The following is a 22,876-nucleotide window of genomic DNA, read 5'->3' as shown; positions in this document are numbered from 1 at the left end:
TTTTGCATAGTCAACTTAATTGGCAACACCACCATCGCTGATGTTCCACCCATAGGTAACCGTGAGAACATCTCTGGCACTTTGCGCTGAATTTGAATATTGACTATTGCCAGCGTGGAAAGAAATATTGTGCTGCAAAGGAAAGTTAAGCCAACCAATCAGTAATGCGTCATAGTTCTCTGTTGAAAGTGTTACTCCGTCAAACATCCCAAACATATTTGTGGCATTTGATACATCCCAACTGCTTAGATCCTGATTGAAGTTACCGGCATTCCCGAACATGCTGTGCATAGACATGACATTCGATACATCCCAATTGCTTAGATCCTGATTAAAGGCCTCGGCCCCAGAGAACATAGCGCCCATATCCGTGACATTCGATACATCCCAGCTGCCTAGCTCCTGATTAAAGACCTTTGCCATATAGAACATATGGCCCATATCCATGACATTCGATACATCCCAGTTGTTTAGCTCTTGATTAAAGGCCTTAGCAAAATCGAACATGCCATTCATATCAGTAACATTCGATACATCCCAGCTATTTAGCTCTTGATTGAAGGCCTCAGCAAGAAAGAACATGTCGCTCATATCGGTAACATTCGATACATCCCAACTGCTTAGCCCCTGATTAAAAACCTTGGCCCCAAAGAACATAGCACTCATATCCGTAACATTAGACACATCCCAGCTGCTAAGGTCCTGATTAAATACTTCAGCACCCTCAAACATAGAGCTCATGTCGCTCACATTCGACAAATCAGGTTTATCCGTTGCATTGCTGATCAGGGATTTACAGCCTGCAAAAGCGCGATGCATTGAACGCCACTCAATATCGCCCCATTGCTCGATTGAACGTAGCTTGTTGTGGTCACTGCTATAAAGATCATAATATTCGTCAATAGGCGCTTCAAAATAAAGTTGAGGAAAACTACCGTTTATTGTAACGGTATAGGTACCTTCAGCAGCGTATGTGTGTACGATATCACCGGTAACATGTTCATCCACGGTGCCGTCACCCCAGTCGACCTGATAGTCATATCCCGTGCCATCAGTATCTATCATGATTTGATTATCGTCTGAAAAGGCTTTACCGTTGGCATTGGTTTCCCACGTGGTGATAAAAGGTCTGGGAGCCGAGACAATAATATCACGGGTTATACTCGCGCTATTGCCGGCAATGTCAGTTGCGGTATAGGTAAGGGTGTAATTACCTAAAGTGCTGGTATCAATAGCGCCGGAAATAGCAACCTCAACAACGCCATCTTCATTATCGGTAGCACTTGCTCCTGGCTCACTATAACTTCTTCCCAGGGGCAAAGTCATTGTGCTGTCACCATGAAGGGTAATAACCGGAGGGATTGTATCTAATCCCGTATTATCGGAATTTCCACCACCGCTACAGGCAGTTAAAAGCAATAGCGTACTGCTAGACAATATCCTTAGTGATTTTCGTAGTATCCGCATAGCTATATTTCTTTCCTAAAGTGGTTTTGGGTCTATTGATTTTCTAAGTTGTTAATTGTGGCAATATTTATATCGTTAGCCATCTGTGTTATTGAATGCTCAAATAAAAACTATTCGTCAAATTTTATGCCTTTTCCCTGGTTGGCAAAAGTATCAAAAGTATGGGGCATCCACAAACGAATATCCCTGAAGTTTGATATGAAGCAATAAATAAGCTTTTCAAATCATTAGGAAATATATGGGGGTATTTCTAGTGTTAATATCAGCAATGCGCAAGGAACTACCTTAAATGAATTTGAGACCAAATTATCGGTTCAACGAATTTTTGAAGAGTTTGCTAAAGGGCAATAAATGCCATGGAGCGGAAATCAAAGGCTAGCATATACCACTAAGTGGTAGTGATTTGACATCACTACAATAAGCGGCCACTTCAATCAAAAATACCGAGGTAAGAAAACGGATACGATCAACCATCCACTGCCACCTGTGATGATAATTCTTGTTGATATATTTATCATCACCGCACAGTAAAGTGCGACAAATACAGCGGGAAACCAAATGGTAATAACAGGTATCGAAAAGGGAAATTTGGGAACGTCATGCGTGAGTCATAGTGAACACCATTGCCAGTAAAATAACTAGAAGTAATCAAGGACACTCAAAACTTAGAGATGTCCTGTTCGGTTGTGAAAATTAATAACGCCAGCATCTTTCATAACAAATATTTTACATTTTAACTTACAGCCGCCTGTAAATATGAGATAATGATGGAAATAATAATATCAAGCCTCCTTTCCATCCCATTTGTAATTTGGATTTATCTTAATGAAAAAACTATTAACTGTATTGCTTCCGGCAGCAGTGCTTACCGGTGTTGTTGCACCTAAGATTGTTGGCACTCAACTTGAGTCGTCTATTGATGAAATAATCACTGCCGCGAATGTAAATCCGGCATACACGGTTGAAGTAAAAAACATGGAATCATCCTGGTTTTCAACCCGGGCAACCTTGCTGGTAAGCATGGATGTCAATGCTGTCTCGGGTGTATCAGATGCCCCTGAAGTTGACCCTTTTTCCGTAGAAGTCGATTTTAGCGCTTCCCACGGCCCCTTTCGCTTTGGTGAACATGCCGGTTTTGGTTGGCTCGGCTGGACGGTACAAGTTGCCGGTGAGCAATTACGTGAACATTTGGATTGGGCTGAGCAAACTCCTTTTTATCAGGCTCATGGCAATATGAATGTTTTAGGTGGTTATCACTATAACGACAGCTTTCCGTCATTTACTGCCGATATTGAAGAGCATAAAACTCAGTTAACTTTTAGCGGTTTTCAGGGCAAAGGGCAATATCAGAATGAACAATTAACTTACCTGGGAGGGGTCGATAGCTTTTCCGCCACTTCAGAGTTAATGGACGCCAAGGTTGAAAGATTGACTATGGATATGAAGATATCCTCCTCCCTTGAAGAAATCTTTGAAGGTGCTTTTTATGACTCTGATACAACCATTAACTTTTCTGCCATCAAGTTCAATAATAAAGCACAAAACGAAAACATTGACATTGCCGACCTGTATATAAAGGTCATTACTGAGCTCAATCAGGAAAAACAACAGGGGAATATGCAACTTGCCTACGGCACTAAAAAGGTCGATATAGATGAATTCCACGGTGAAGATCTGGCCCTTGAGTTTGAGATCACCAATATCAGCCAAGCATTTTTGAAGTCTTACCTGGATTTTACCAACACACTCAATCAGCTGTCAGCTGAAGAAGCAGGTGCTAAGGCAATGGAGTTTATGGGCGCTAATCTGTTGTCTTTAGTGGCCGGCGAGCCTCAAGTGAACATCACCAGCTTACGTGGCACTTTCCCGCAAGGCAGCTTTAACAGTAACCTTCATACCAGCTTAGTGGGCATCAGCGCATTACCGGATCAACTACTGGATCCGGCTTTCTGGCTGTCACATGCCTTAGTTGACGGTAAGCTAAGCGGCGATAAAGCCGTGATTGAATTTATTGCCGTACATGCGATGAAAGCTCAATTACAAAATAACCCGCAAACCCAAGGCATGAGTGAAGAGCAACTGGCGCAAATAGCTGCTCAACAAGTACCGACCATATTAGCGTCGCTTGAACAGCAAGGTTTGTTAGTGGCAACGGATAAAGGCTACAGCACCAGTATCAGCCTGAAAGACAGCGAGCTTAAGGTTAATGAAAAACCGATGCCGCTGCCGTTTTAGCGGATATTAGCCGTTTGTGATAGAAGTGGCTTATCTAAAGCCACTTCATACTTTTCTGCCTCAGACTACTTATTCCCCTTCCAAGACTGACGATTTATCTGGTACCTTGTTTTAACGGTGTCGACCTAAGTATCAACAAAATCAAACTTTGGGGTGTCCCGTTTTGTGCATTCGTTTTGTGCATTGACGTGCATGTTAAACTTTATTTTCACAAATTAGCCCCTGTTAAAATAAAAAACGCCAAGAACCTAACCATGAAATTATTTAACAAAATTTTATGGTTAGTTTATAGGGATTCGAGAAAACAAACCTGGCATCACATAATTTTGAACTGAATCCACAAGGGTTCGTGACCAAACACCATCCTTGTTACCATTTGTTAAATAAACAATTATATAATGGTCATCTAAACTGCTCTGAAACAAAATTCTCACTCTTACCAGAGTCCCTCCATCGTGCCCAACTTCATGCCAACCTCCTGCACGGTTATAATCCCAGCCTGTGGAAAAATATCCTTCATCACCATCCGATAATCTATAAGGGCGCCAAAGTTCAACCAAAGACTGTTGTGAGATCAGCAGGCCTTGTGCCAGTGATGACATAAACTTGCTCAGATCATCTAATGATGAATAAGCGTCAGAATGTGAAATAGCATATTCGGGAAAGTGGACCTCGTTCTTTAAATAACCGCCTCCACTTTCGGGAAGGTACGAGGAAACAAGGTGCTCTTTAGGTACCTCTTTTAATCCAAACCAAGTCTCTTTTAAGCCCAATGGTTTAATAATTTTCTTGTTAACCAGCTCGTAATAAGACATATCAGTAATCGCCTCTAAAACAGCTTTGATCACTAAATAATTTGTCTGGTTATATTGCATTTGCGTATCAGGACTGAATGACAATCCTTTATCTTTCATTCGATTAAATGCTTCTTCAATTGTACGCGGAAATTCGTATTCCCCATTTTTATAACCATAATATTCGGGTACTCCTGAAGCGTGGTTTAAAAACTGTTCAACCCGAATATCACGCCAAGAACTGGGTAAGGTTGATACATATTTTGAAGCCGGGGCAGCTAAATCCAATTGGCCAGATTCATAAAGCTGCAACACCAAAGTACTGGCGAACAGTTTGCTTACTGAATATATTGGAAATATCGACTTATTCGTTACCGGTAGGCCATTTTCTATATCTCTAACGCCAACACTATTACGATACAAAACCTCCTGATTATGCATAATTACTAATGCTTGTGCTGGGATCCCATGTACTTTAGAGTTTTTTTCTAGCTGCTGGGTTATTTCTACACTTAATTCTTCTTTCGTCTGGCTGCATCCCACTAACGCAACCATTACTAATATAGCCACTCCTATAATAAATTGTTTAACTATCAATCATTCCTCCTTAATATGGCTGACTTGTAGTTGGGTTGACTTCATCAAACACATTAATACATTGATTTAATTTCGTTTTAAATGAAGCACCCAGTAATAAAGTTACAATAATCTTAACTTGTTATAAGGCAATACAGCAGCAGAGTATACAGCAAGGGGAAAACTAAAAACTCAGAGGGCATCCATTATAAGCTTTCGTTTGTGATAATAGATGTTATTGCTGTTATTCTTATCTCGGCTATTATCACCATAAACAATAAGGAGATGAATATGGACAAGCAGTATGCTTTCCCCGGTTTCTGGCGAAAGACTTTCGCGGCCTTGGGCCTTTACGCCTTAACCACCATTTTTAGCGTGCAAAGCCAGGATTTCACCAGCGGCAAATGGCTGGATCTCACCCATGAATTTAACGAGCAATCCATTTACTGGCCAACCGCTGAGCCGTTTAAGAAAACCACTGTTTTTGAAGGGCAAACCCCGGGTGGTTTTTATTATTCCGCTTATAACTTTGCCGCCGCCGAGCATGGCGGCACCCATCTGGATTCTCCGGTGCATTTTTATCAGGGACAACAAAGTGTTGAACAAATCCCTTTAGAACAACTTATCGGCCCGGCGGTGGTAATAGATATCAGCAGCAAAACAGCTCAAAACCGGGATTATCAACTCACCGTTGCCGATATTCAGGCTTGGGAAGCCAAGCAAGGCAAGATCCCGGATGGCAGTATTTTACTGGTTAATACCGGCTTTGCCCGCTATTACGGCGATCAGAAAAAATATATGGGTACGGTAAAACGCGGCGAGCAGGGAGTAAAAGAATTAAGCTTTCCCGGCATTCATCCCAAAGCCGCCGAGTTTATTGCCAGCAAACGGAAAATAAAAGCCGTCGGTCTGGACACCCCGAGCCTGGATTATGGCAAGTCAACCCAATTTCAAAGCCATGTCACCCTGTTCAGCCATAATATTCCCGGTTTTGAAAATGTTGCCAACCTTAACAGTTTACCGGCAACCGGTGCTACTGTGGTTGCCTTGCCGATGAAGATCAAGGGGGGCAGCGGTGGCCCGTTACGCATCGTTGCTTTCGTACCAAACCGTTGATTATCGGGCTTGTCCGGGGAGGATGGCGAGTGAAGAATTAGCCCCCGAATTTTATCCTTTTATCCGGGGGCTATCACAGGTAAAGTGCTTTGCCGCTTGATTTTTTACAACACAATAAAAAGCATTGGAGTTTCGATGGACCTTATCGCAAAGACCCCCAAGCCGCCTTATTATGCGGTTATTTTTACCAGCCTGCGTACACCGGGCGATTCAGGTTACGGGGAAATGGCAGAGAAAATGTTACAGCTGGCTGCGCAGCAACCGGGGTTTCTTGGTGTAGAGTCGGCCCGGGAAGATGTCGGCATCACCGTCTCTTATTGGTCAGATCTGGAAGCGATAAAGAAATGGAAAGCCAATATCGAACATCTTGAGGCGCAAAAATTAGGTCGTGAAAACTGGTATGCCGCGTTCAAAGTAAGAATATCTAAGGTCGAGCGCGACTACGGCATTTAGCCCTTAATTGTCTGTTATCTGGCAGACATTAAAATTAACCTGCTTTACCCTGACAATTTATTTTGCCTTTATCGCACTGTCATTATCAATGACTTTATTGGCATGTTTGCTTAATGACCTGTAGTAGACAATCCAGGTCATCAGGGCGGCAAAAGCCATGGCAATCAAGGTCGCAAGCGCAGCGCCATTGATGCCATATAAAGGGATCAGCCATAAGTTAAGACCGGCATCTATTGCCAGGGTAGCGCAGCCGATACGAATAACATAACTACCTTTATTAGCATATTGTAACCAGGTAGAAGCAAATGCGGCCAGTCCCCATAAGGCATAGGCTAAAGCAAGATAGATCAGGGCCTGCTCCGCCTGCACATAATCCTTGCCGAAAAAAGAAAGCAGCCAGGAGCCGACGAAAAGCAGGGTTATCACCAGACATAAAATGCTGGCGCTAATTAATTTTTGTCCTTGCCAAAAAAGGGCTCTGGCACGCTCGGCATTACCTTCAAGCGCGGGACCGATGAGCGGCAGGAACAAACCGGCGATGGTGGTTTGCACCACAGGCAAGATATGGCTGGTGGTGGCGGCCGCGGCAAACAGTCCCACCTCATGCTCAGGGGCCAGCACTTCCAACAGAAATAAATCGATCTGATTGAGCGCCAGGGTGATCAGCATTGCCATCATCATAGGCACCGACAGTGTTAACAGCTTATTGCCGGTAAAGCTGCCGGGGACACGTTGCAATTGGATTAAATTCAACTGCCTGATCTTATACCATTGCCAACTGATAATAAGACACACGGCAGTAATGCCCGATACGACTACGTGCCATAATTCCACTTCGGCTAAGGTGACAGCCAGCAATAAAATCAGTAAAGTTTTTAACAGCGGCAGACCAATACGCCAGGGCAGGTTTGACAGTGCCAGCATCTTCGCCGCTTGCAGGATACGGCTTAGCAGGGCGCCGATTGAAATCAGGGGAATGGCCAGCGACATCAAAAGTAACGGGTGGTGATGCTCTAAATCGGTCGAGCCGATATGCCAATAACTGGCAAGGGCGGTGCCAATGATCACCAGCAGGGAAAGGGCAGCAGTGATCAAAAGATAAAAGCGCAAAAACTCCCAGACACTGCGGTTATCTCCCTGTGATAACGGCCCGGATAAAATACGTGGCGCAACCCGGTCGCCCCCCAATAAAGTTAATACGCTGGTAATAGTAGCAAAGGCAAAAGCGACCTTGTAGTCGCCGTATTCATGGCTGGACAGCGTCCGGCTCAGAGTCAGGTTAAAGATATAGTCAAGGGCAAAACCGGCGATCACCGCCACTGCCAGGATCAGGCTGCCCTTTTTTAAATAATCCTTTACCGGGGTGTCCTGGCCTGTGTTTGCTGACATGGTTTCATCCGCTGATTTTATGTTTCATTAAGTGATATTAGGATAATAATAAGCAAGTTAACTTATATTTCAATGATATATACATCAGCTATAGAGCAATACATTGAATTGTAAAGATAACTCGGTTAGGCTCATCAGTCCAAATAACAATAATAATCAACAAGCCTCAAAGCTTGATAGCATTAACAGGAGTTGTCGCTTTATGCCTATATTCAAATCACTCATTGTTGTTCTTTCTTTGGTAATAACAACGTCTGCTTATGCTCAGGAAAAGCCTTTTAGGGTGGTTCAGGAGTTATTCTCGGCGATGTCGGCTATAGATCATAAAAAAATGCAGGCTGTTGTCACCGATGATTTTCAATTGCTCGAAGCCGGTGAAGACTGGGATATGCAGGATCTAATCGATGTCATTAAACCTTCCGACTATAACAGACGCAATTATTTTCATTTGATCAATAGCCGTGTCTATGGCGATATCGCCTGGGTCAGTTACTGGAATAAAGCGACCTTTTCTAAGGAGAAAAACAAGGAAAAGAACGAAGGAAATAGTGAACAGGCAGTGGCCTGGTTAGAGAGTGCTGTGCTGGTGAAACAAGACAACCGCTGGAAAATACAGATGTTACACTCAACCCGGATCAAAGCTGAGCAAATCCCATCTGATTTAGCCTTGAGTGAATATACGGATTGACCAGGATCCTGCCGTTATTTTTACCGGGCCATCATTTATTGGAGAGCATAACTTGAGAAGTATTAAAATATTAACTGCGGTGTTCACCACCTTGTTTTTTACCATGGCAAGCCAGGCCCAAACCGCTACAGAAGATGAAATTAACCATTTATTAAATGTGGTTAAAACCACCTCCTGCCAATATGAAAGAAACGGCACTATGCACAATGGCAGTGAGGCGGTAAAACATATCAGTGAAAAATACCGGTACTATAAAGATGACATTGAATCAACAGAAGATTTTATCAAATATTCTGCCACTAAAAGTAAAATTTCCGGTAAACATTATAAAATTCACTGCAGCAATCAGGCCCCGGTGAAAAGTCAGGACTGGCTGTTAAAAGAGTTAGCGGTATACCGGGCCAGCCGACAATAGTTTATTGCTGCATTTAAGCTTGAGTCTTTTCAATTCATTATCTCAAACCAATAGGAGTTTTTGTGACTGCTGAAAAAGTAGTGATTATCACAGGTGGCGGGCGCGGCATAGGTGCTGCGAGCGCACAACTTTTTGCCGATAAAGGTTATGCGGTTTGTATCAATTATAAATCCAGATCGGCGCCTGCCGAGACACTGGCAAATGCTATTATCGCCAGAGGTGGGCGCAGTATCGCGGTTCAGGCGGATATCAGCGTTGAACAGGATGTGCAGCGTTTTTTTGCCACGGTAGATCAGGAATTCGGCCCCCCGGATGTACTGGTCAATAACGCCGGTATCTTAAAACCGCAAATGCGGCTGGAAGATATGAGCGCCGAGCGTATCAACGCAATATTAACCAACAATGTTACCGGTTATTTCTTATGCTGCCGCGAAGCGGTCAAGAGAATGTCGACAAAACATGGCGGTAAGGGCGGCACTATAGTCAATGTCTCATCCGGGGCGGCCCGCAGCGGCTCCCCCAATGAATATATAGATTATGCCGCTTCCAAAGGCGCGGTAGATACCTTAACCAAAGGCTTGTCACTGGAAGTGGCGGATGAAGGGATCAGGGTAAATTGTGTCCGTCCCGGGCTTATTTATACCGAAATGCATAGCGATGGCGGCGAGCCGGGCCGTATCGAACGGCTGCAAAGCAAAATCCCGATGCAAAGGGGCGGACAGCCGGAAGAAGTGGCAGAAGCCATCTATTGGCTGGCTTCTGAAAAGTCTTCTTTTTCCACCGGAAATTTCCTCGATTTAGCCGGCGGCTTGTAGCGGCAGAGCAAGAAAAAAGGCTGCCGAGGGAGATCGGCAGCCTGGCTAGCAAAGTCCAGAAGTTTGCTTACCTGAAATTGGCAATAGTATTGGTGATGTTATCCAGGGCACGTTGCGAATCTGCTACGTTACTGACACCACAGCTATAAGAGTTGTTACAGGTTCTGCCCGGATCGGAAAAGACCGGTAAATGGGTCGAGGTATTGAATTCCTGAGGGTAGGCCATAATAGTGGCAAACTCATAGTCAACGCCGTAACCGACACCGTATTTGTAAACACCGCCTTCGGCGCCTTGTCTTACCGAGTGACCTAAGCCCATGTTGTGGCCAAGCTCATGCATAAAAGTTAACGTGGTATTGCCGCAGTCATTGGCGGTGATATTGTAGGCATAACTTTCATAGTTATCATGATCCGGGAAGATTTTCAGGCCGTAAATGTCACCGGCGATACCACAGGTAGTGCCTTGCCAGGTACTGTTTTTAGAGCCAAGCACAACCACGAAGTCTGCATTGAACTGATCGCGCCAGCTTCTGATCTGGCTATCCTTGTAAACACTTTGCAGGTCGGAGTGAGAAGCAACAACGTCGCTGCCTAACTGGTAAGGCGTAGCTGCCAGTACCAGGTTAATGGATAAGCCGTTATCGGCGTAATAGCGGTTGGAAGCCGCCACCATTTGCGTGATTTCTGACTGAATATCAAAGCTTCTTGACGCCGCCGATGCCGTGTAATAAACATCAACAACAACATCTGTCGCCATGGCTGAGGCACTGAATAATGCCGATAATGAGAGTCCTAATAATGTCTTCTTAGATAGAGATTTCAACATAACATTTTCCTTTTGTTTTATGTTTGATTTGTGTTTTTATTATTCGGGTTAATGGGTACTGCTGCGCTTACCGTTACCCGTATCGATAGGCGCATGGTTGTGGTTTTCGCTATCTATGCTGCCACCACCAATCTGGTCTTGAATCACACCGTCGAGCAAACCTGCGGTTTCGGCTATCCAGGCATATTGACCATTTCCTTCAATGGCATAGATGCCGTGGGGCGTTGTGATATTGCCGTAAATGGAACGCTCGCTGACAGTGATAATCGAGCTGTATTTACCTTCTTCATCCGGCAATACTGCTTCTATGGTTTGGTTGCCAAATTGATCCTCGCGGGTTTGATCCACTTGAATGTCGTAGAACATATCCAGTGCCGGTATTTCCAGTTTGAAGGTATCGCCGACTGCCAGCGACTTGATTTCGTTGCTGCTGATTTCTATATACACTTCCCCTTGTAAATTCTCCCTGAGCTTGCCTGATGCCTGTAAAAACTCTTTGGCTTTTTGTGACTCGACGAACAGGGATTCGCTGGCATTGTTTTCCGTGCTGGTGTCTTCAACCCCGGCATTTTTATCAACCGTTATTTCACGTGTCGGGGTCATTTGGGTCACGGATAATGGCGGTTTGTCGGCAGTGGTTTTAGATTTTACAGCCTGTTTAAGCAGCATTCTTTTGGCCGTTACCGCTTTATCGGCTGCAGTTACACTTGTGCTGTACTGCTTAGTGGTATCACGATTAAAGTAATACAGGGCAGTAACAGCAAAAGTCGATATCAGTAAGAGGGCAATACCTTTTTTCAATGTTGATCTTCCATGCTTGAAAATAATGGCATCACTATAATTAGGGTTTTGTCCGTGGCATATACCTAAAATTAGGTATATTGACTATTTCCCCACTTTTCAGGGCAAATAAGCAAGACCAAATACACTTTAAAATCAATTAATTAACTAGCCCCTTGGCTGAAAGATATTTTTTCGTCCTGTTTTTTCACATGCCGTCATATAGCTAGTATTTGTGCACGCTTTGCCGTTTCATCGGCCTGAAGAGGTCTTTTATTTATCCCGGAATAAATAAAAGACGCATCAAGATATTGACCGCTGAAGATCAGTTGCCAGTTTTGCTTTAGTGGGGAACTAAGGGCTTTAAAAATAGGGACTTTAGTGGGGGTAAAGTCTTGATTAGCCAGTGACTACTTTGTTTGACGGATTAAATGCTCGTAGGCGGCTTCAGCACGAGAGTTTACATTTAATTTTTTATAAATATTTCGAGTATGGGTGATCACCGTATGCACACTTAAATACAGGGTTTTGGCGATTTCTTTATTGCTTAAACCTTTTGAGAGCAGGCTAATAATTTCAGCCTCTCTTGAAGATAATGAGTTGTTGATGTTTTTTGTAGATTCCATGCTGCTGCTCCATTTTGATTGCTCATCTATTTCCTTCGGATATTTAAATATCTCTTTTTATAATTTCCACTTCTCTACTTGGTGAAAAGTTCGTCGAATATAGACATTTATTTAAACAATGCAAGTGGTTTTTTTGTATACAAATATTGGAGGGAAAGTCGGACCAGATAGAAACCTTATTTCAGGATTTGTTTTAACGTGCTGATTTATAATTATTTTAATAAATATTGACCACATGGTAAGCTGAGTTGATTTTATATTAACCTCAGTTTGGCTGTTTTTTTTGTTAACTTCTTGTGAACGTCGCTAAAGCGGTTGTTCTGGTAAATAAACAACAATTTTTTCTTAGTTTTTGTTGTCACATTAGATAAAACAGATATATCTTGTAACCAAATGATATTAGCCTGATATTATCTATGCTCGCTTGAGATAACAGATACAGCGGCCTAATCACCGGTAGATAACCTGAAATCGACTGCCAAGACTCGTCCTAATCAATTGTTATAACTAAATTTTATTCAGGCATAAGATTTTGCCTCCTGCCGGGGTTATTGACAATACCTGCCGAAAAGAACTTGTTGTTCTTAAGCTCCTAACGGCAGTGTTTATTTAATACTTGCCTAGGTGTTTATTCCAGTAAATAGGCCAATGCATCCAAGATCACCCGGGGATGTTCAAACACCACTAAGTGACTGCTGTCGGTTAACGGCAGGTACTGGCCTTGTGAGTTCTCACTGATTTCTTGACTCCACTGGCTACCTTCTTGTTGCCATTGAGTCATCTCGGCGATTTCTTCTTCACTGAAACCTTCAATGTCATGTAATTCAAAATCACTGTCGATCACCGAAATCGGGATCGTCTGCGATATTTGGCTATCCCGCAAAGCTTCCAGATCATCATGGTAATTAATGATTTCATTGGCGCGCGTCAGTTGATAAGCAATGCTTGCCCGCGACTCACTTACCTGGTTAAAATAAGGCCAGTCCATATCCTTTTGCAAGGCTTGGGGAGTAAGACTTTCAACGGTGATTTTTTCATCTGCCAGTTTGCCTAAGGTGCGATCGGTCCAGTTACCTGCTGCGATATGGGGGATAATATCTTCTTCGTAGGCCCGGTATACATCTACGGGATAACCCTGATAGAAATCTATTGAGTAAGGCAATAAGATGTCAGGATCTATCCATAACATGCCTTTTAGCGTTATTTCCGTTGTATCCAGGTAGTCTTGCTGCCATAAGTGGGCAAGGATATTACCGCTGGCAAAACTGAGCAGTATTATTTCACTTTCACCCAGGGCCAGCAGGGTTTGATGAAGAGGCTCGACAAATGCCTGATAGGAAGGTTGCTCAACTGCCGAACTAAAGGCATTACCAAAGCGGTCGATGGCATGTACCCTGTGGGTTTTCGCGATCAGCGGCTGCAACAAGGAAAACCAGGCGCTGTCGCTATGGAAGTTTTTGTTTGGTCCTGAAAGCAGTACTATGGCCGGCCCTTCATGCTCAAGTCCCATGCTCCTGACATGTATGTCTTTATCGTCAATGCGGTACAGGGAAGAAGCCGGGGGCAGGGGCATGTGGCTGACAGAATCAAAAAATGCCATTACTTCATTTGAAGTGTCAAACTCACTGTAACTCCAGGCGTGGCCGCCCTGAATGACAGAAACCAGCTCATTGGTGTGACTGGCATTTTGATAGCTGTCGCGGACAAAGTTTTCATTTTGCTGTTGCTGTTTTTCCCCGGTAATACCATTTAATGAGGCAATCAGGGCAATACTCTCTTTACTGGCAAGAAACTCTCTGTCAGCAACACTTTCACCGCCGAGGCTCTTTCCGCCAAGACTCTTTCCGCCAAGGTATGGCAACACAGTATCTGCGGTGCCATGGACCAGCATATAATTGGTGGCATGACTGATCTGGCAGCTTTGCGCCAGATCAGCTGACATAGGAGCAGCGACCGAAACAATGCCGTTAAAGGCCAGGGGGCTATTGCACATTAAGTTTTGCACAAACAATCCCCCCTGGGCATAACCGACGGCATAGAGTTCGCTGTCGATAAGGTTAAACTTGTCTTCAATATCAGTGACCAGGTCTTCAACAAACGCTAAGTCATCAATATTTAATTCAGACGCGGGGCTGCAATCGCAGCCGTCATTCCAGGTTTCATTTGATGCTTGCGGATAGGCCACTATATAATTTTCTGAGTAGCGCTCCAGCTCAGCCAGTTGCTGCATGTCATCCGGGGTTGATGCTGCATCATGAAAAGCCAGCAGTAATTTATAGGATTTATTTTCATTAAAACCTGAATCCGGCAAGGCCAGGTAATACTCCCGATCCCCCAGCGTAAAATGCTGCAAATTCGAGTTATTTTCTTGCCCGGTTTCTTTGTTAATGACGACTTCATGATTGTTATTACAGCCACCAACAAGCAAGAGAGTTGCAAGCAGGGGCGCACATAAACGCATTTTGAACATAGTGTTATCACCTATTTATTAATCAGGCCGTTAATGCAGCATTTTTGCTGATAAGGTGAAACATCTTGAGCTTATGTTTTCATTATGATTATGTTACCCTTTAAAAATAATCATATATTTCAGTGGTATAGATATATTCATGGAAGTGGTCATTGCCGGGGTTAAATTTGACGCTCAGCAGCGCTGGCTGCAAAAAGAGCACGAATACCGTCATTTGGAACCTAAAGTTTTCTCGTTATTAACGGTATTGCTAGGCGCAAACGGCGCTTTAGTCACCCGGGATGAGCTGATTAAAGAAGTCTGGCAGGGGCGTATTGTCGGGGAGGGGGCGGTAAACCGTGCCATCTCTCTACTGCGGGGACATTTCAGCGCCTTAGGTTGTGAAAGTGTCATTGAAACCGTACCTACCCAGGGATACCGCTTAACAGCCAAACTTATCCAGCCAATAAGCACTGATACCGCGGACGAAGAAGCAGTGGTTACTCACTGCGTCGATGCTGATGAGCCAACAAGGGCCGGTGGCAATAACACAAGCGTTCAAGTTCATGAGGCGCCGGAAAAAGGTAAGTTTAAGGTAATATTCACCCTTAGCACGCTGATCTTGATCATCACCTTTTTATTGTGGCTGCTCTTTTCAAAGTTTAGCGAGCAACAGCCACTTTCCTTGCTTGGTGAGCCGATTATCAGCCTTGACGGCTGGCAATATAGATTATCTGCCAGCGACGATGGCGGGCAAATCCTCTACCACCACAGGGATAAACATAAACAGGATAAGGTCTATCTATACGATAGCCATAGTCATGAAAGCCGTCCGATTTTGCAGGATGTACGGGCTACCTTAAGTCCTGACGGCACTAAAGTTGTTTATTTCGAAGAAGAAAATGATAGCTGCTTTGTGCGCTTATACACGCTTGCCACAAAAGAAACACAGCCCCTGTTCCAATGCCAAAAATGGCCAACCCGATTGGCCTGGGGGCCGGACAACCTGATTTATTATAATCAAAGGCTCAGTAAGTCATACCCCTACCAGATGTTTAGTTTTGATATTAATACCAAAACCATCAGCCAGCTCAGCATGCCAACAGGCCATAGCAACCTAAAAGGGGACTTTGATTTTGCCTTTAACTCCGACAGTGCGCAGCTGGCGGTATTAAGGTATAAAGATGAACAGGCAACCGAGCTGTTGTTGTTTTCAGGCAAGCAAGCTGACCAGGCGACTCCGGCTGTTTATCCCCTGCCACTAAAAGTTAAAACACTGGCCTGGCTGGCAAACGGGCAAGAGTTGCTGCTGGTCAGTGATGATCGTTTATATAGTTTCAACCCCAAAAACGGACAGCTTACCCTGGCAGGGCAAGTTGGCAAAAAAATCAACTCACTGGCGGTGGTAAACCATCAAGGGCAGGAGCAAATCTTAATAAGTGAAACCCGAATTTCCAGTGAGATCTTTCAATATGATATCAATACAGGGACAAATACCTTGTGGCAAACCAGCTCCCGGTTGGAGCTGCTACCGCGTTTTTCCGCCGATGTTGCAGCGTTAATCTCCACCCGGCATAAATCACATAACTTATGGCTGGTAAAAGATAATAAATCCCGGCTGCTGGAGCTTGATCTGCCGTTTGAACTTGAATTTTCCCGCTATGAATTTTCTCCTGACGGCAAAAAAATCCTGTTGTCTAAATCAGGGGCAGTATTTGAAATCGATATCGAAAGTCAAAGCTATACCCGGCTGTTGCCTGAGTCCAGCCAGGCTTATGTGGTTAATTACGGCGAACATCATGATGTGATCTATAGCAGTACCCGCTCCGGCCAATGGCAATTATGGCAATATCGCCGGGATTTGGACCAGCACCGGCAACTGACCACCCGGGGAGGTTATAGTGGCCGGGTGAAGGAAGGAGTGCTTTATTTTAGCAAATTTAACCAGGATGGCCTGTGGCGCATGGCTCTTGGTGATAGTGGAAGTAAAGAAAATGAAGAGCAACTCATTATTGAAGACTTTCCCCTGATAAACTGGCTCAACTGGCAGTTACTTGCCAACCGGGTTTATTTTTTCCGGCCATCTTCCGGGATTTGGCAATACCATCTCGCCGACGGCAAGGAAAAGCTGTTGATGGCAAAGCCGGATAACTTTATCCATCAGTTTGCTGTCTCGCCTGATCAGCAGCAGCTTTACTGGGTGAAACAAAAACCGGTGACCGGAGATATTTACCGTTATGCTTTTGTTGAGAGCCGGCAATAAAAGCGCTCCCTTGCAAGCTGATTGCAGTAAAGCAGGTAAAGATAAAGAAAAGTCTCTTTTTACCGGTTATTTGGTAGATAATTTATGACTAACTGGTTAATATGCAATCCTTTTTCCAATAAGGACACTTTGGCCTCCGTTATGAAAAGATCTATTCCCCTGTTATTGCTGCTCAGCAGCGCTTTTCCCAGTTTTGCTGCTTCAAGCTGGACCGATTTTCGCCTCGGCGACTCCAGCTTTGTCGGTGTCGATTATATGTTCTCCAGTGTCAAACTTTCCGGTGAAGATGCCAAGCCCAAATTAGCGGGCCTGAAGGCGGGTTTTAGCCTCTATGAGCAAATCTCCCTTGAAGCAGACTATTTACAAGGCACCAGCACAGATGATGTTGTTGGTTTAGAGTTTGATGTTGAAGACAGCAAAGGCTTATACCTGCTGTTTAAATCCGGCGATGACACCTCCTTTGGTGTCGATGTTACCCTGGGTTACGCCAGTACTAAACTCACCGTGACCGGTGATGAAAACGACTACCGCAGCAGCGAAGAATATAATGGCTTTTCCTGGGGCATTTCCTTTTATGACTCATTTCCTGCCTATAAAAACCTGCAAATGAAATTAGGTTATAAATCCCTCTATGATGACAACAATATAAAAATCGACGGTTTTACCCTGGGTTTTAACTATTACTTCTAGCTATTGCCTTTAAGTAACAGACTTCTAATTTATTAAATAAGGTATTTTCAAATGAACTCAGGAAAAAACGCTGCCTGGCCAAAAGTAAAAACACTTGCCCTGCTTATGCCAGGCCTGTTGTTGGCCGGTTGCAATTCAAGCAGCAGTGAATCCGAAGATTTAGCTACCGCAGTCGAGGTGGCAGCACAAACCGAGAAAGGCACGCTTATTGAGTCGTTCACAATTTCAGAGAGCGAAATTATTCTCAAAGAGGATGAGCAGTACCAGCTAAGCGCCGAAGGAACAGATCAAAACGGCGACAACCGGGACATTACCCAGGAGCTGACCTGGACATCCAGCAATAAAGACATTGCCAAAGTAAGCAGTAAAGGCCAGGTGACCGGGGTGAGTTATTCAACCGAGCCTGTCACTATCACAGCAACAACTAATACCGGCATCGCCGCCGAGGTTGAAGTCTTGGTACAGGATCTGACGGTACAGTCGGTTGCCATCAGGCAAGAATCGCCGGCAAGTGGCGATGTCTTAACTTGTATTGATGCCAGCTTTGCCCTGGATGTGACTTATACCAATGGCACTACCTTTGAAAGAACAAGTGATATTACCTGGTCGGTAGATGATAACACCACAGCGACCATAGACAGCGACGGTACCTTGCATACCTATAGCGATGAAGTTGAAGAAACCACCATCAGCGCGACTTACGAAGAGGTAAGCACAACCAAGAAAGTATCCGCCGATCCGGTTAACCTCAACACTATTGACATCCGCAGCCAGGACAGCACCACCAGTATCGCTTTGGCTGTCGGCGAAAGGCTGCAATTGCAATCCCGGGCAACACTTTCCGGAGATGAAACCGAGTACAATGCCGATTTGAATATCAACTGGCAGCTTACTGACAGCACACTGGCCGGTGTTACCAATTCAGGCGCGAACAACGGCCAGCTGTTGGCGTTGAAACCCGGTATCACCGCCATTACCGCCAACTGCGGCGGCAAAACCGCCACTGCCACTTTAACCGTTAGCGGCGATGCGACTTTGTCGGCCTTAACCCTGAACCAAGGAGATAGCGCCATAGCAGATGACGTTGAATCCATCAGCATTAATGCGGAAGAGTCAGTGGAATTATCCCTGGATGCTAATTTTGACGGCAGCACCACAGGGTTGAATGTTACGGAATTTGCCACCTGGAGCATTAGCAGCACCCTGGTCAGTAGCGAAATAACTTCGGCCGGCACGGAAGATGCGCGTTATAAATTAACCAGCACGTCAACAACCGGCGAAGTAGTGATCACCGCAACTTATGACGGTTCGAGTAAAACCATTAAACTGCTGATAGAATAGCGATTTATAGATAACTCATATAGAAGTGAAGCCGGGCTAGGCAGGATAAATTTTTATCGGACAGAAGCTGTTTAGCCCTTGCGTTTTTTTAAGCTGCTCCGGCGCTTTTCAGTATTGCCGGGCGAAGAAATCATTTACGGCGCAGGAGGGCAATGATGGCATTTCAAACCCTGTTTAAAGCAGCCCGTCTGCCTTTTTTGGCATTAACCCCGGTATGCCTGTTACTGGCTTATGCTCTTGCCAGCAGGCAAAAAACGGATGTCAGCCTGCTCGATACCGGTTTAGTATTTATCGGCGCGCTGGCAGCACATCTGGCGGTGAACCTGTTCAACGAATATCAGGACTTTCGCAGTGGTCTTGATTTAATCACCCACAGAACGCCTTTTAGCGGCGGCAGCGGCGCTTTACCCGGCGATCCCCAAAGTGCGCCCCTGGTATTAAAGGCAAGTTATGTCTGCCTGTTGCTGATGTGTCTGGTGGGGGGGTATTTTTTATTTCAGGCACCGCTGCAAGTGCATACCCGGCTGATGTTATTCATAATAGGTTTAACCGGACTCGGCGTTATCGTCAGTTATACCCGCATTCTTAACCGCTTTCCCTGGCTTTGCCTGATAGCTCCCGGACTGGGATTTGGTCTTTTAATGGTCCCCGGGGCGGTGTTATTACTGGCAGGGGAGATAACAATTCAGACGCTGCTCTTGTCCCTGGTGCCCTTTTTCCATATCAACAACTTATTGCTGATTAACCAATACCCGGATATCGAAGCGGACAAATCGGTTGGCCGCAACCACTTTGCTATTGCCTACGGCATAACAAGCAGTAACCGAGTTTTTGCCATCTTTATGCTGCTGCCGTTTTTGTTGTTGGGATTGTTCATTTCGGCCGGGTTATTACCTTTGTTATCAACTATTGCACTTTTACCCTTACTGCCGGGGTTGGTAGTGGCGGTCAAACTTGCCCGTCTACGGGAAAATATTGCCGACAGTCCCCAATATTTGGCTTTAAATGTGGCCGTGACCTTAGCAACAACCTTGTTATTGGCGCTCTCGCTGTTATTTGCTTAATTCCCCCAACAGCGCCTGGTAAGCGTGAATAATATGCGTAACTTCCTGGCGCGGATTTTTCTGCATCCGCTGATAGTGGCTGATGGTTTGCTGTAAATATTGCCGGTGCTCTGCCTGGCTGAAATCCCACATTTTATGCCCCACCGGGGAAACCGCCGCAAGGGCATGTCCTGATGCAGTGGCTGTCGTGACATGGAGTATTTCATAAAAGCGGCGGTTTTCTTTGACTAAAACCTCATGAATCAGGCCAAAGTCAAGCTGCTGCAACGCCTGACGCACTTTATAGTTGTGATGGACCGGGCATAGGATAAACTCCAGCGACCGGTTCGGGTTTGCCCCGATTATCTTCTCCACCAGCTCTGTCAACAGGTCGCCGCCGACCCCGGCAATAATGATCAGCGGAGTATCCCCACTGCCGGCTTTGCTATCGTTAGCGGTGCACAGTGGCAATTGTGCGACATCTTCGCAATATACCCGCCAGCGGCTTTGCCCGCTATCGTGTTCAGTTTGTGGAAAATGTTGTAAGAGCTGTGCCTCTAATTGACTGATAATCGGCGCGTTAATATCAACAAAGTGGATGGTGCCTGCCGCCTGGCGCTTGAGCAGCGACATGCCCAAAAAACCGTGATCGCAGCAGCAATCCCAGATATCCGGATAATGCGCTGTGATCATCTGATCTATCTGGCTTAAACGTTTGCCTGTTTTCATTGCCGCGACCTCCCCAGAAAGGGCTATTTGGCCAGATCAATTAAAAAGGCAAACTCCCGGGCAACATCTACCAGGTGCTGGAAGCGACCGGATTTTCCGCCATGTCCGGCTTCCATGTCTGTGTATAACAGCAATTGCTTATCGTCGGTTTTGTGCTGGCGTAATTTGGCCACCCATTTGGCCGGCTCCCAGTATTGTACCTGGGAATCATGCAACCCCGAGGTCACCAGCATATGAGGGTAGGCCTGTTCGCTTACCTGATCATAAGGGCTGTAGGAGTGGATATAGTGGTAATAATCCGCATCGTTGGGGTTACCCCATTCGTCGTATTCCCCTGTGGTCAGCGGAATGGACTCATCAAGCATGGTCGAAACTACATCGACAAAAGGCACCGAGGCGACCACCCCTTTATAAAGCTCGGGCGCCTGGTTGATAACGGCGCCAATCAATAAACCGCCGGCACTGCCGCCTGCGGCAAACAGTTTGTCTTTTGCGCCATAACCTTGTTCAACCAAGGCCTGGCTGACATCGATAAAATCATTAAAGGTATTTTTCTTGTTCAGCAACTTACCGTCTTCATACCAGTGCCTGCCCAATTCTTCGCCGCCGCGAACATGGGCCACGGCATAAACAAAGCCGCGGTCAAGCAGGCTTAAATTTGACGGGCTGAAGCTGACATCCATACTTTCGCCATAGGCGCCATAGGCGTATACCAGCAGGGGATTTTCATGGTTAAACAGGGCTTTTTTATAAACCAGGGAAACCGGCACCTTGACCTGGTCACGCACGCTCACCCAAAGCCGTTCACTTTGGTAATCGTCGCTGGCAAAGTCTCCCATGACCTTGCTTTGTTTGAGCAACCTGGTTTCTCCGCTGTCGAGATCCAGCTCATAAATGCTTGATGGCGTAGTAAAAGAAGTATATTGATAACGGAATTTATTGCTGTTGCCGTCCGGGTTGTAATGACTGAATACCGTATAGACGGGATCATTAAATTGCAGTGTTTTTGCTTCGCCGCTTTTATAGTGGATTTGCCGCAGCAGGGGGAGGCCTGCCTGGCGCTCTTCAACGACCAGGTAGTCGTGCATCAGATCAAAACCTTCAAGCAATACCTCTTCACGGGCAGGCACAACACTCGTCCAGTTATTGCCGTCTTGTTGTGTTTGTTGCGTGGAGGTCATCAGCGCGAAGTTTTTGCCGGTTTTATTGGTAAGGACATAAAACTTGTCTCTGAAATGGTCCACCGTATATTCATGACCGCGCTCACGCGGTAAAAAGGCGGCAAATTCACCATCGGGTTTATCGGCATCAAGCAGCAAACAGTCGCAGGTAGTGGTACTGTTAATGCCCAGTACCAGGTATTTTTCCGAACGGGTTTTATACAGGTGCAGGTAAAAGGACTCATCGTCTTCCTGATAAACCAGCTGATCCTGGCTAGCATCCGTGCCTAAGGTGTGGCGGTAAACCTGATAGGGCAATAAGGTTTCCGGATGCTGTTTGACATAAAAAATCGTTTCATTATCGTTGGCCCAAACCGCGCCAGCAGTCTCTTCGATGACTTCGGGATAATCTTCCCCTGTGGCCAGGTTTTTGAACCTGAGGGTGTACTGGCGGCGACTGACGGTATCTTCGCTGTAGGCCATCAGCATGGCATTGCTGGATAAGGTTAACTCCCCCAACTCATAATAGCTTTTGTCTTTGGCGCGCTCGTTACAGTCTAAAATCACCTGCTCGGGGGCGTCCATATCTCCTTTGCGCCGGGCATAGACGGTAAAGTCTTTACCCTCGTCGAACCGGGAGATATACCAAAAGCCGTTCTTAAAATAAGGGACAGATTCCAGCGCCGGCTCCTGACGGGCAACCATTTCGTCATAGAGCTGTTTTTGCAAAGACGCCAGCGGCGCCATCACAGCTTCGGTAAAGGTATTTTCTTCGTTTAGATAGGCCAAGACTTCCGGCGCCTGACGCTCGTCATCGCGTAACCAGAAATAATCATCCCGGCGCTTGTGGCCGTGTATTTCATGTTGATGTGTTTTTTTCGCAGCAACAGGGGCTTGGTGTGTGTTTTTTAAATTCATAGTGGCTTCTAAACGGTAATGATGGGCAGATGTTAGCATTGCCTTGGATGCCGAGGAAGACCCCGTTATTAATTTAGCCTGGCATTCATGCATGAGCGCTATC

Annotated in this window: 19 protein-coding genes; 10 read left to right on the top strand and 9 right to left on the bottom strand. The window is 45.3% G+C overall.

From position 1 onward, the window contains the following. Positions 1–15: 15 nt before the first annotated feature. The gene (locus QL234_RS11705) at positions 16–1,467 is read right to left on the bottom strand and encodes a BspA family leucine-rich repeat surface protein (protein ID WP_281558021.1); all 1,452 of its coding nucleotides are present in this window, start codon (positions 1,465–1,467) and stop codon (positions 16–18) included. An 825-nt stretch (positions 1,468–2,292) separates the two neighbouring features. On the opposite strand from QL234_RS11705, the gene QL234_RS11700 reads away from it, so the two are divergent. Continuing rightward, positions 2,293–3,702: a DUF945 family protein gene (locus QL234_RS11700; protein ID WP_281558020.1), complete on the top strand. Its 1,410-nt coding sequence runs from the start codon at positions 2,293–2,295 to the stop codon at positions 3,700–3,702. A 281-nt stretch (positions 3,703–3,983) separates the two neighbouring features. On the opposite strand, the gene QL234_RS11695 is transcribed toward QL234_RS11700, so the two are convergent. After that, positions 3,984–5,093 carry a serine hydrolase domain-containing protein gene (locus QL234_RS11695; protein ID WP_281558019.1) on the bottom strand — a complete coding sequence of 370 codons (1,110 nt, stop codon included), beginning with the start codon at positions 5,091–5,093 and terminating at the stop codon, positions 3,984–3,986. A 270-nt stretch (positions 5,094–5,363) separates the two neighbouring features. Between QL234_RS11695 and QL234_RS11690 the strand changes: the two genes are divergently transcribed. Together QL234_RS11690 and QL234_RS11685 are read left to right on the top strand one after the other, a co-directional pair. Further along, the gene (locus tag QL234_RS11690; protein WP_281558018.1) at positions 5,364–6,188 is read left to right on the top strand and encodes a cyclase family protein; all 825 of its coding nucleotides are present in this window, start codon (positions 5,364–5,366) and stop codon (positions 6,186–6,188) included. A gap of 135 nt (positions 6,189–6,323) precedes the next feature. Then, positions 6,324–6,641, top strand: a complete 318-nt coding sequence (locus tag QL234_RS11685; protein WP_281558017.1) for an antibiotic biosynthesis monooxygenase — start codon at positions 6,324–6,326, stop codon at positions 6,639–6,641. Between the two features lie 57 nt (positions 6,642–6,698). On the opposite strand, the gene QL234_RS11680 is transcribed toward QL234_RS11685, so the two are convergent. Then, positions 6,699–8,030, bottom strand: coding sequence for an oligosaccharide flippase family protein (locus QL234_RS11680; protein WP_281558016.1), 1,332 nt, complete (start codon positions 8,028–8,030; stop codon positions 6,699–6,701). Between the two features lie 202 nt (positions 8,031–8,232). Here QL234_RS11680 and QL234_RS11675 point away from each other — a divergent pair, with 202 nt between their 5' ends. The 3 genes from QL234_RS11675 (at position 8,233) to QL234_RS11665 (ending at position 9,948) form a co-directional block, all read left to right on the top strand. Then, on the top strand, positions 8,233–8,718 hold the full coding sequence (locus tag QL234_RS11675; RefSeq protein ID WP_281558015.1) for a nuclear transport factor 2 family protein: 486 nt from the start codon (positions 8,233–8,235) through the stop codon (positions 8,716–8,718). A gap of 52 nt (positions 8,719–8,770) precedes the next feature. Further along, on the top strand, positions 8,771–9,133 hold the full coding sequence (locus QL234_RS11670) for a DUF5329 family protein (RefSeq protein ID WP_281558014.1): 363 nt from the start codon (positions 8,771–8,773) through the stop codon (positions 9,131–9,133). A gap of 62 nt (positions 9,134–9,195) precedes the next feature. Next, the gene (locus tag QL234_RS11665; protein WP_281558013.1) at positions 9,196–9,948 is read left to right on the top strand and encodes an SDR family oxidoreductase; all 753 of its coding nucleotides are present in this window, start codon (positions 9,196–9,198) and stop codon (positions 9,946–9,948) included. 67 nt (positions 9,949–10,015) lie between these two features. On the opposite strand, the gene QL234_RS11660 is transcribed toward QL234_RS11665, so the two are convergent. From QL234_RS11660 to QL234_RS11645, 4 genes are all read right to left on the bottom strand, one after another. Further along, on the bottom strand, positions 10,016–10,774 hold the full coding sequence (locus QL234_RS11660; protein ID WP_281558012.1) for a zinc-dependent metalloprotease family protein: 759 nt from the start codon (positions 10,772–10,774) through the stop codon (positions 10,016–10,018). Between the two features lie 48 nt (positions 10,775–10,822). Continuing rightward, positions 10,823–11,575 (bottom strand): hypothetical protein, encoded by a 753-nt coding sequence (locus tag QL234_RS11655; RefSeq protein WP_281558011.1) that lies wholly within the window; start codon positions 11,573–11,575, stop codon positions 10,823–10,825. Positions 11,576–11,964: 389 nt separating this feature from the next. After that, a complete protein-coding gene (locus QL234_RS11650) occupies positions 11,965–12,180 on the bottom strand; it encodes a LuxR C-terminal-related transcriptional regulator (RefSeq protein WP_281558010.1) in 216 nt (71 codons plus the stop codon). 628 nt (positions 12,181–12,808) lie between these two features. Beyond that, a complete protein-coding gene (locus QL234_RS11645) occupies positions 12,809–14,650 on the bottom strand; it encodes an alpha/beta hydrolase (protein ID WP_281558009.1) in 1,842 nt (613 codons plus the stop codon). Between the two features lie 139 nt (positions 14,651–14,789). Between QL234_RS11645 and QL234_RS11640 the strand changes: the two genes are divergently transcribed. From QL234_RS11640 to QL234_RS11625, 4 genes are all read left to right on the top strand, one after another. Next, positions 14,790–16,892, top strand: coding sequence for a winged helix-turn-helix domain-containing protein (locus tag QL234_RS11640; protein WP_281558008.1), 2,103 nt, complete (start codon positions 14,790–14,792; stop codon positions 16,890–16,892). A 141-nt stretch (positions 16,893–17,033) separates the two neighbouring features. After that, the gene (locus tag QL234_RS11635) at positions 17,034–17,582 is read left to right on the top strand and encodes an outer membrane beta-barrel protein (protein WP_281558007.1); all 549 of its coding nucleotides are present in this window, start codon (positions 17,034–17,036) and stop codon (positions 17,580–17,582) included. 51 nt (positions 17,583–17,633) lie between these two features. Next, positions 17,634–18,923: an Ig-like domain-containing protein gene (locus tag QL234_RS11630; RefSeq protein WP_281558006.1), complete on the top strand. Its 1,290-nt coding sequence runs from the start codon at positions 17,634–17,636 to the stop codon at positions 18,921–18,923. A 152-nt stretch (positions 18,924–19,075) separates the two neighbouring features. Continuing rightward, the gene (locus tag QL234_RS11625; protein WP_281558005.1) at positions 19,076–19,987 is read left to right on the top strand and encodes a prenyltransferase; all 912 of its coding nucleotides are present in this window, start codon (positions 19,076–19,078) and stop codon (positions 19,985–19,987) included. Here QL234_RS11625 and QL234_RS11620 read toward each other — a convergent pair. Then, positions 19,976–20,695, bottom strand: coding sequence for a tRNA (adenine(22)-N(1))-methyltransferase TrmK (locus QL234_RS11620; protein ID WP_281558004.1), 720 nt, complete (start codon positions 20,693–20,695; stop codon positions 19,976–19,978). The genes QL234_RS11625 and QL234_RS11620 overlap by 12 nt on opposite strands. A gap of 23 nt (positions 20,696–20,718) precedes the next feature. Then, the gene (locus QL234_RS11615; RefSeq protein ID WP_281558003.1) at positions 20,719–22,773 is read right to left on the bottom strand and encodes a S9 family peptidase; all 2,055 of its coding nucleotides are present in this window, start codon (positions 22,771–22,773) and stop codon (positions 20,719–20,721) included. Between the last annotated feature and the right edge of the window lie 103 nt (positions 22,774–22,876).

Source organism: Thalassomonas sp. RHCl1 (genome assembly GCF_947387555.1).
Classification (GTDB): Bacteria; Pseudomonadota; Gammaproteobacteria; order Enterobacterales; family Alteromonadaceae; genus Thalassomonas.
This window is presented reverse-complemented; position numbering and strand designations above follow the sequence as displayed.

Excerpts from the sequence above, each read along its gene's own strand:
- QL234_RS11675 (WP_281558015.1), top strand. The coding sequence starts at position 8,233 with ATGCCTATATTCAAATCACTCATTGTTGTTCTTTCTTTGGTAATAACA.
- QL234_RS11660 (WP_281558012.1), bottom strand. The coding sequence starts at position 10,774 with ATGTTGAAATCTCTATCTAAGAAGACATTATTAGGACTCTCATTATCG.
- QL234_RS11700 (WP_281558020.1), top strand. The coding sequence starts at position 2,293 with ATGAAAAAACTATTAACTGTATTGCTTCCGGCAGCAGTGCTTACCGGT.
- QL234_RS11645 (WP_281558009.1), bottom strand. The coding sequence starts at position 14,650 with ATGTTCAAAATGCGTTTATGTGCGCCCCTGCTTGCAACTCTCTTGCTT.
- QL234_RS11635 (WP_281558007.1), top strand. The coding sequence starts at position 17,034 with ATGAAAAGATCTATTCCCCTGTTATTGCTGCTCAGCAGCGCTTTTCCC.
- QL234_RS11620 (WP_281558004.1), bottom strand. The coding sequence starts at position 20,695 with ATGAAAACAGGCAAACGTTTAAGCCAGATAGATCAGATGATCACAGCG.
- QL234_RS11630 (WP_281558006.1), top strand. The coding sequence starts at position 17,634 with ATGAACTCAGGAAAAAACGCTGCCTGGCCAAAAGTAAAAACACTTGCC.
- QL234_RS11680 (WP_281558016.1), bottom strand. The coding sequence starts at position 8,030 with ATGTCAGCAAACACAGGCCAGGACACCCCGGTAAAGGATTATTTAAAA.
- QL234_RS11625 (WP_281558005.1), top strand. The coding sequence starts at position 19,076 with ATGATGGCATTTCAAACCCTGTTTAAAGCAGCCCGTCTGCCTTTTTTG.
- QL234_RS11650 (WP_281558010.1), bottom strand. The coding sequence starts at position 12,180 with ATGGAATCTACAAAAAACATCAACAACTCATTATCTTCAAGAGAGGCT.
- QL234_RS11690 (WP_281558018.1), top strand. The coding sequence starts at position 5,364 with ATGGACAAGCAGTATGCTTTCCCCGGTTTCTGGCGAAAGACTTTCGCG.
- QL234_RS11685 (WP_281558017.1), top strand. The coding sequence starts at position 6,324 with ATGGACCTTATCGCAAAGACCCCCAAGCCGCCTTATTATGCGGTTATT.
- QL234_RS11705 (WP_281558021.1), bottom strand. The coding sequence starts at position 1,467 with ATGCGGATACTACGAAAATCACTAAGGATATTGTCTAGCAGTACGCTA.
- QL234_RS11615 (WP_281558003.1), bottom strand. The coding sequence starts at position 22,773 with ATGAATTTAAAAAACACACACCAAGCCCCTGTTGCTGCGAAAAAAACA.
- QL234_RS11640 (WP_281558008.1), top strand. The coding sequence starts at position 14,790 with ATGGAAGTGGTCATTGCCGGGGTTAAATTTGACGCTCAGCAGCGCTGG.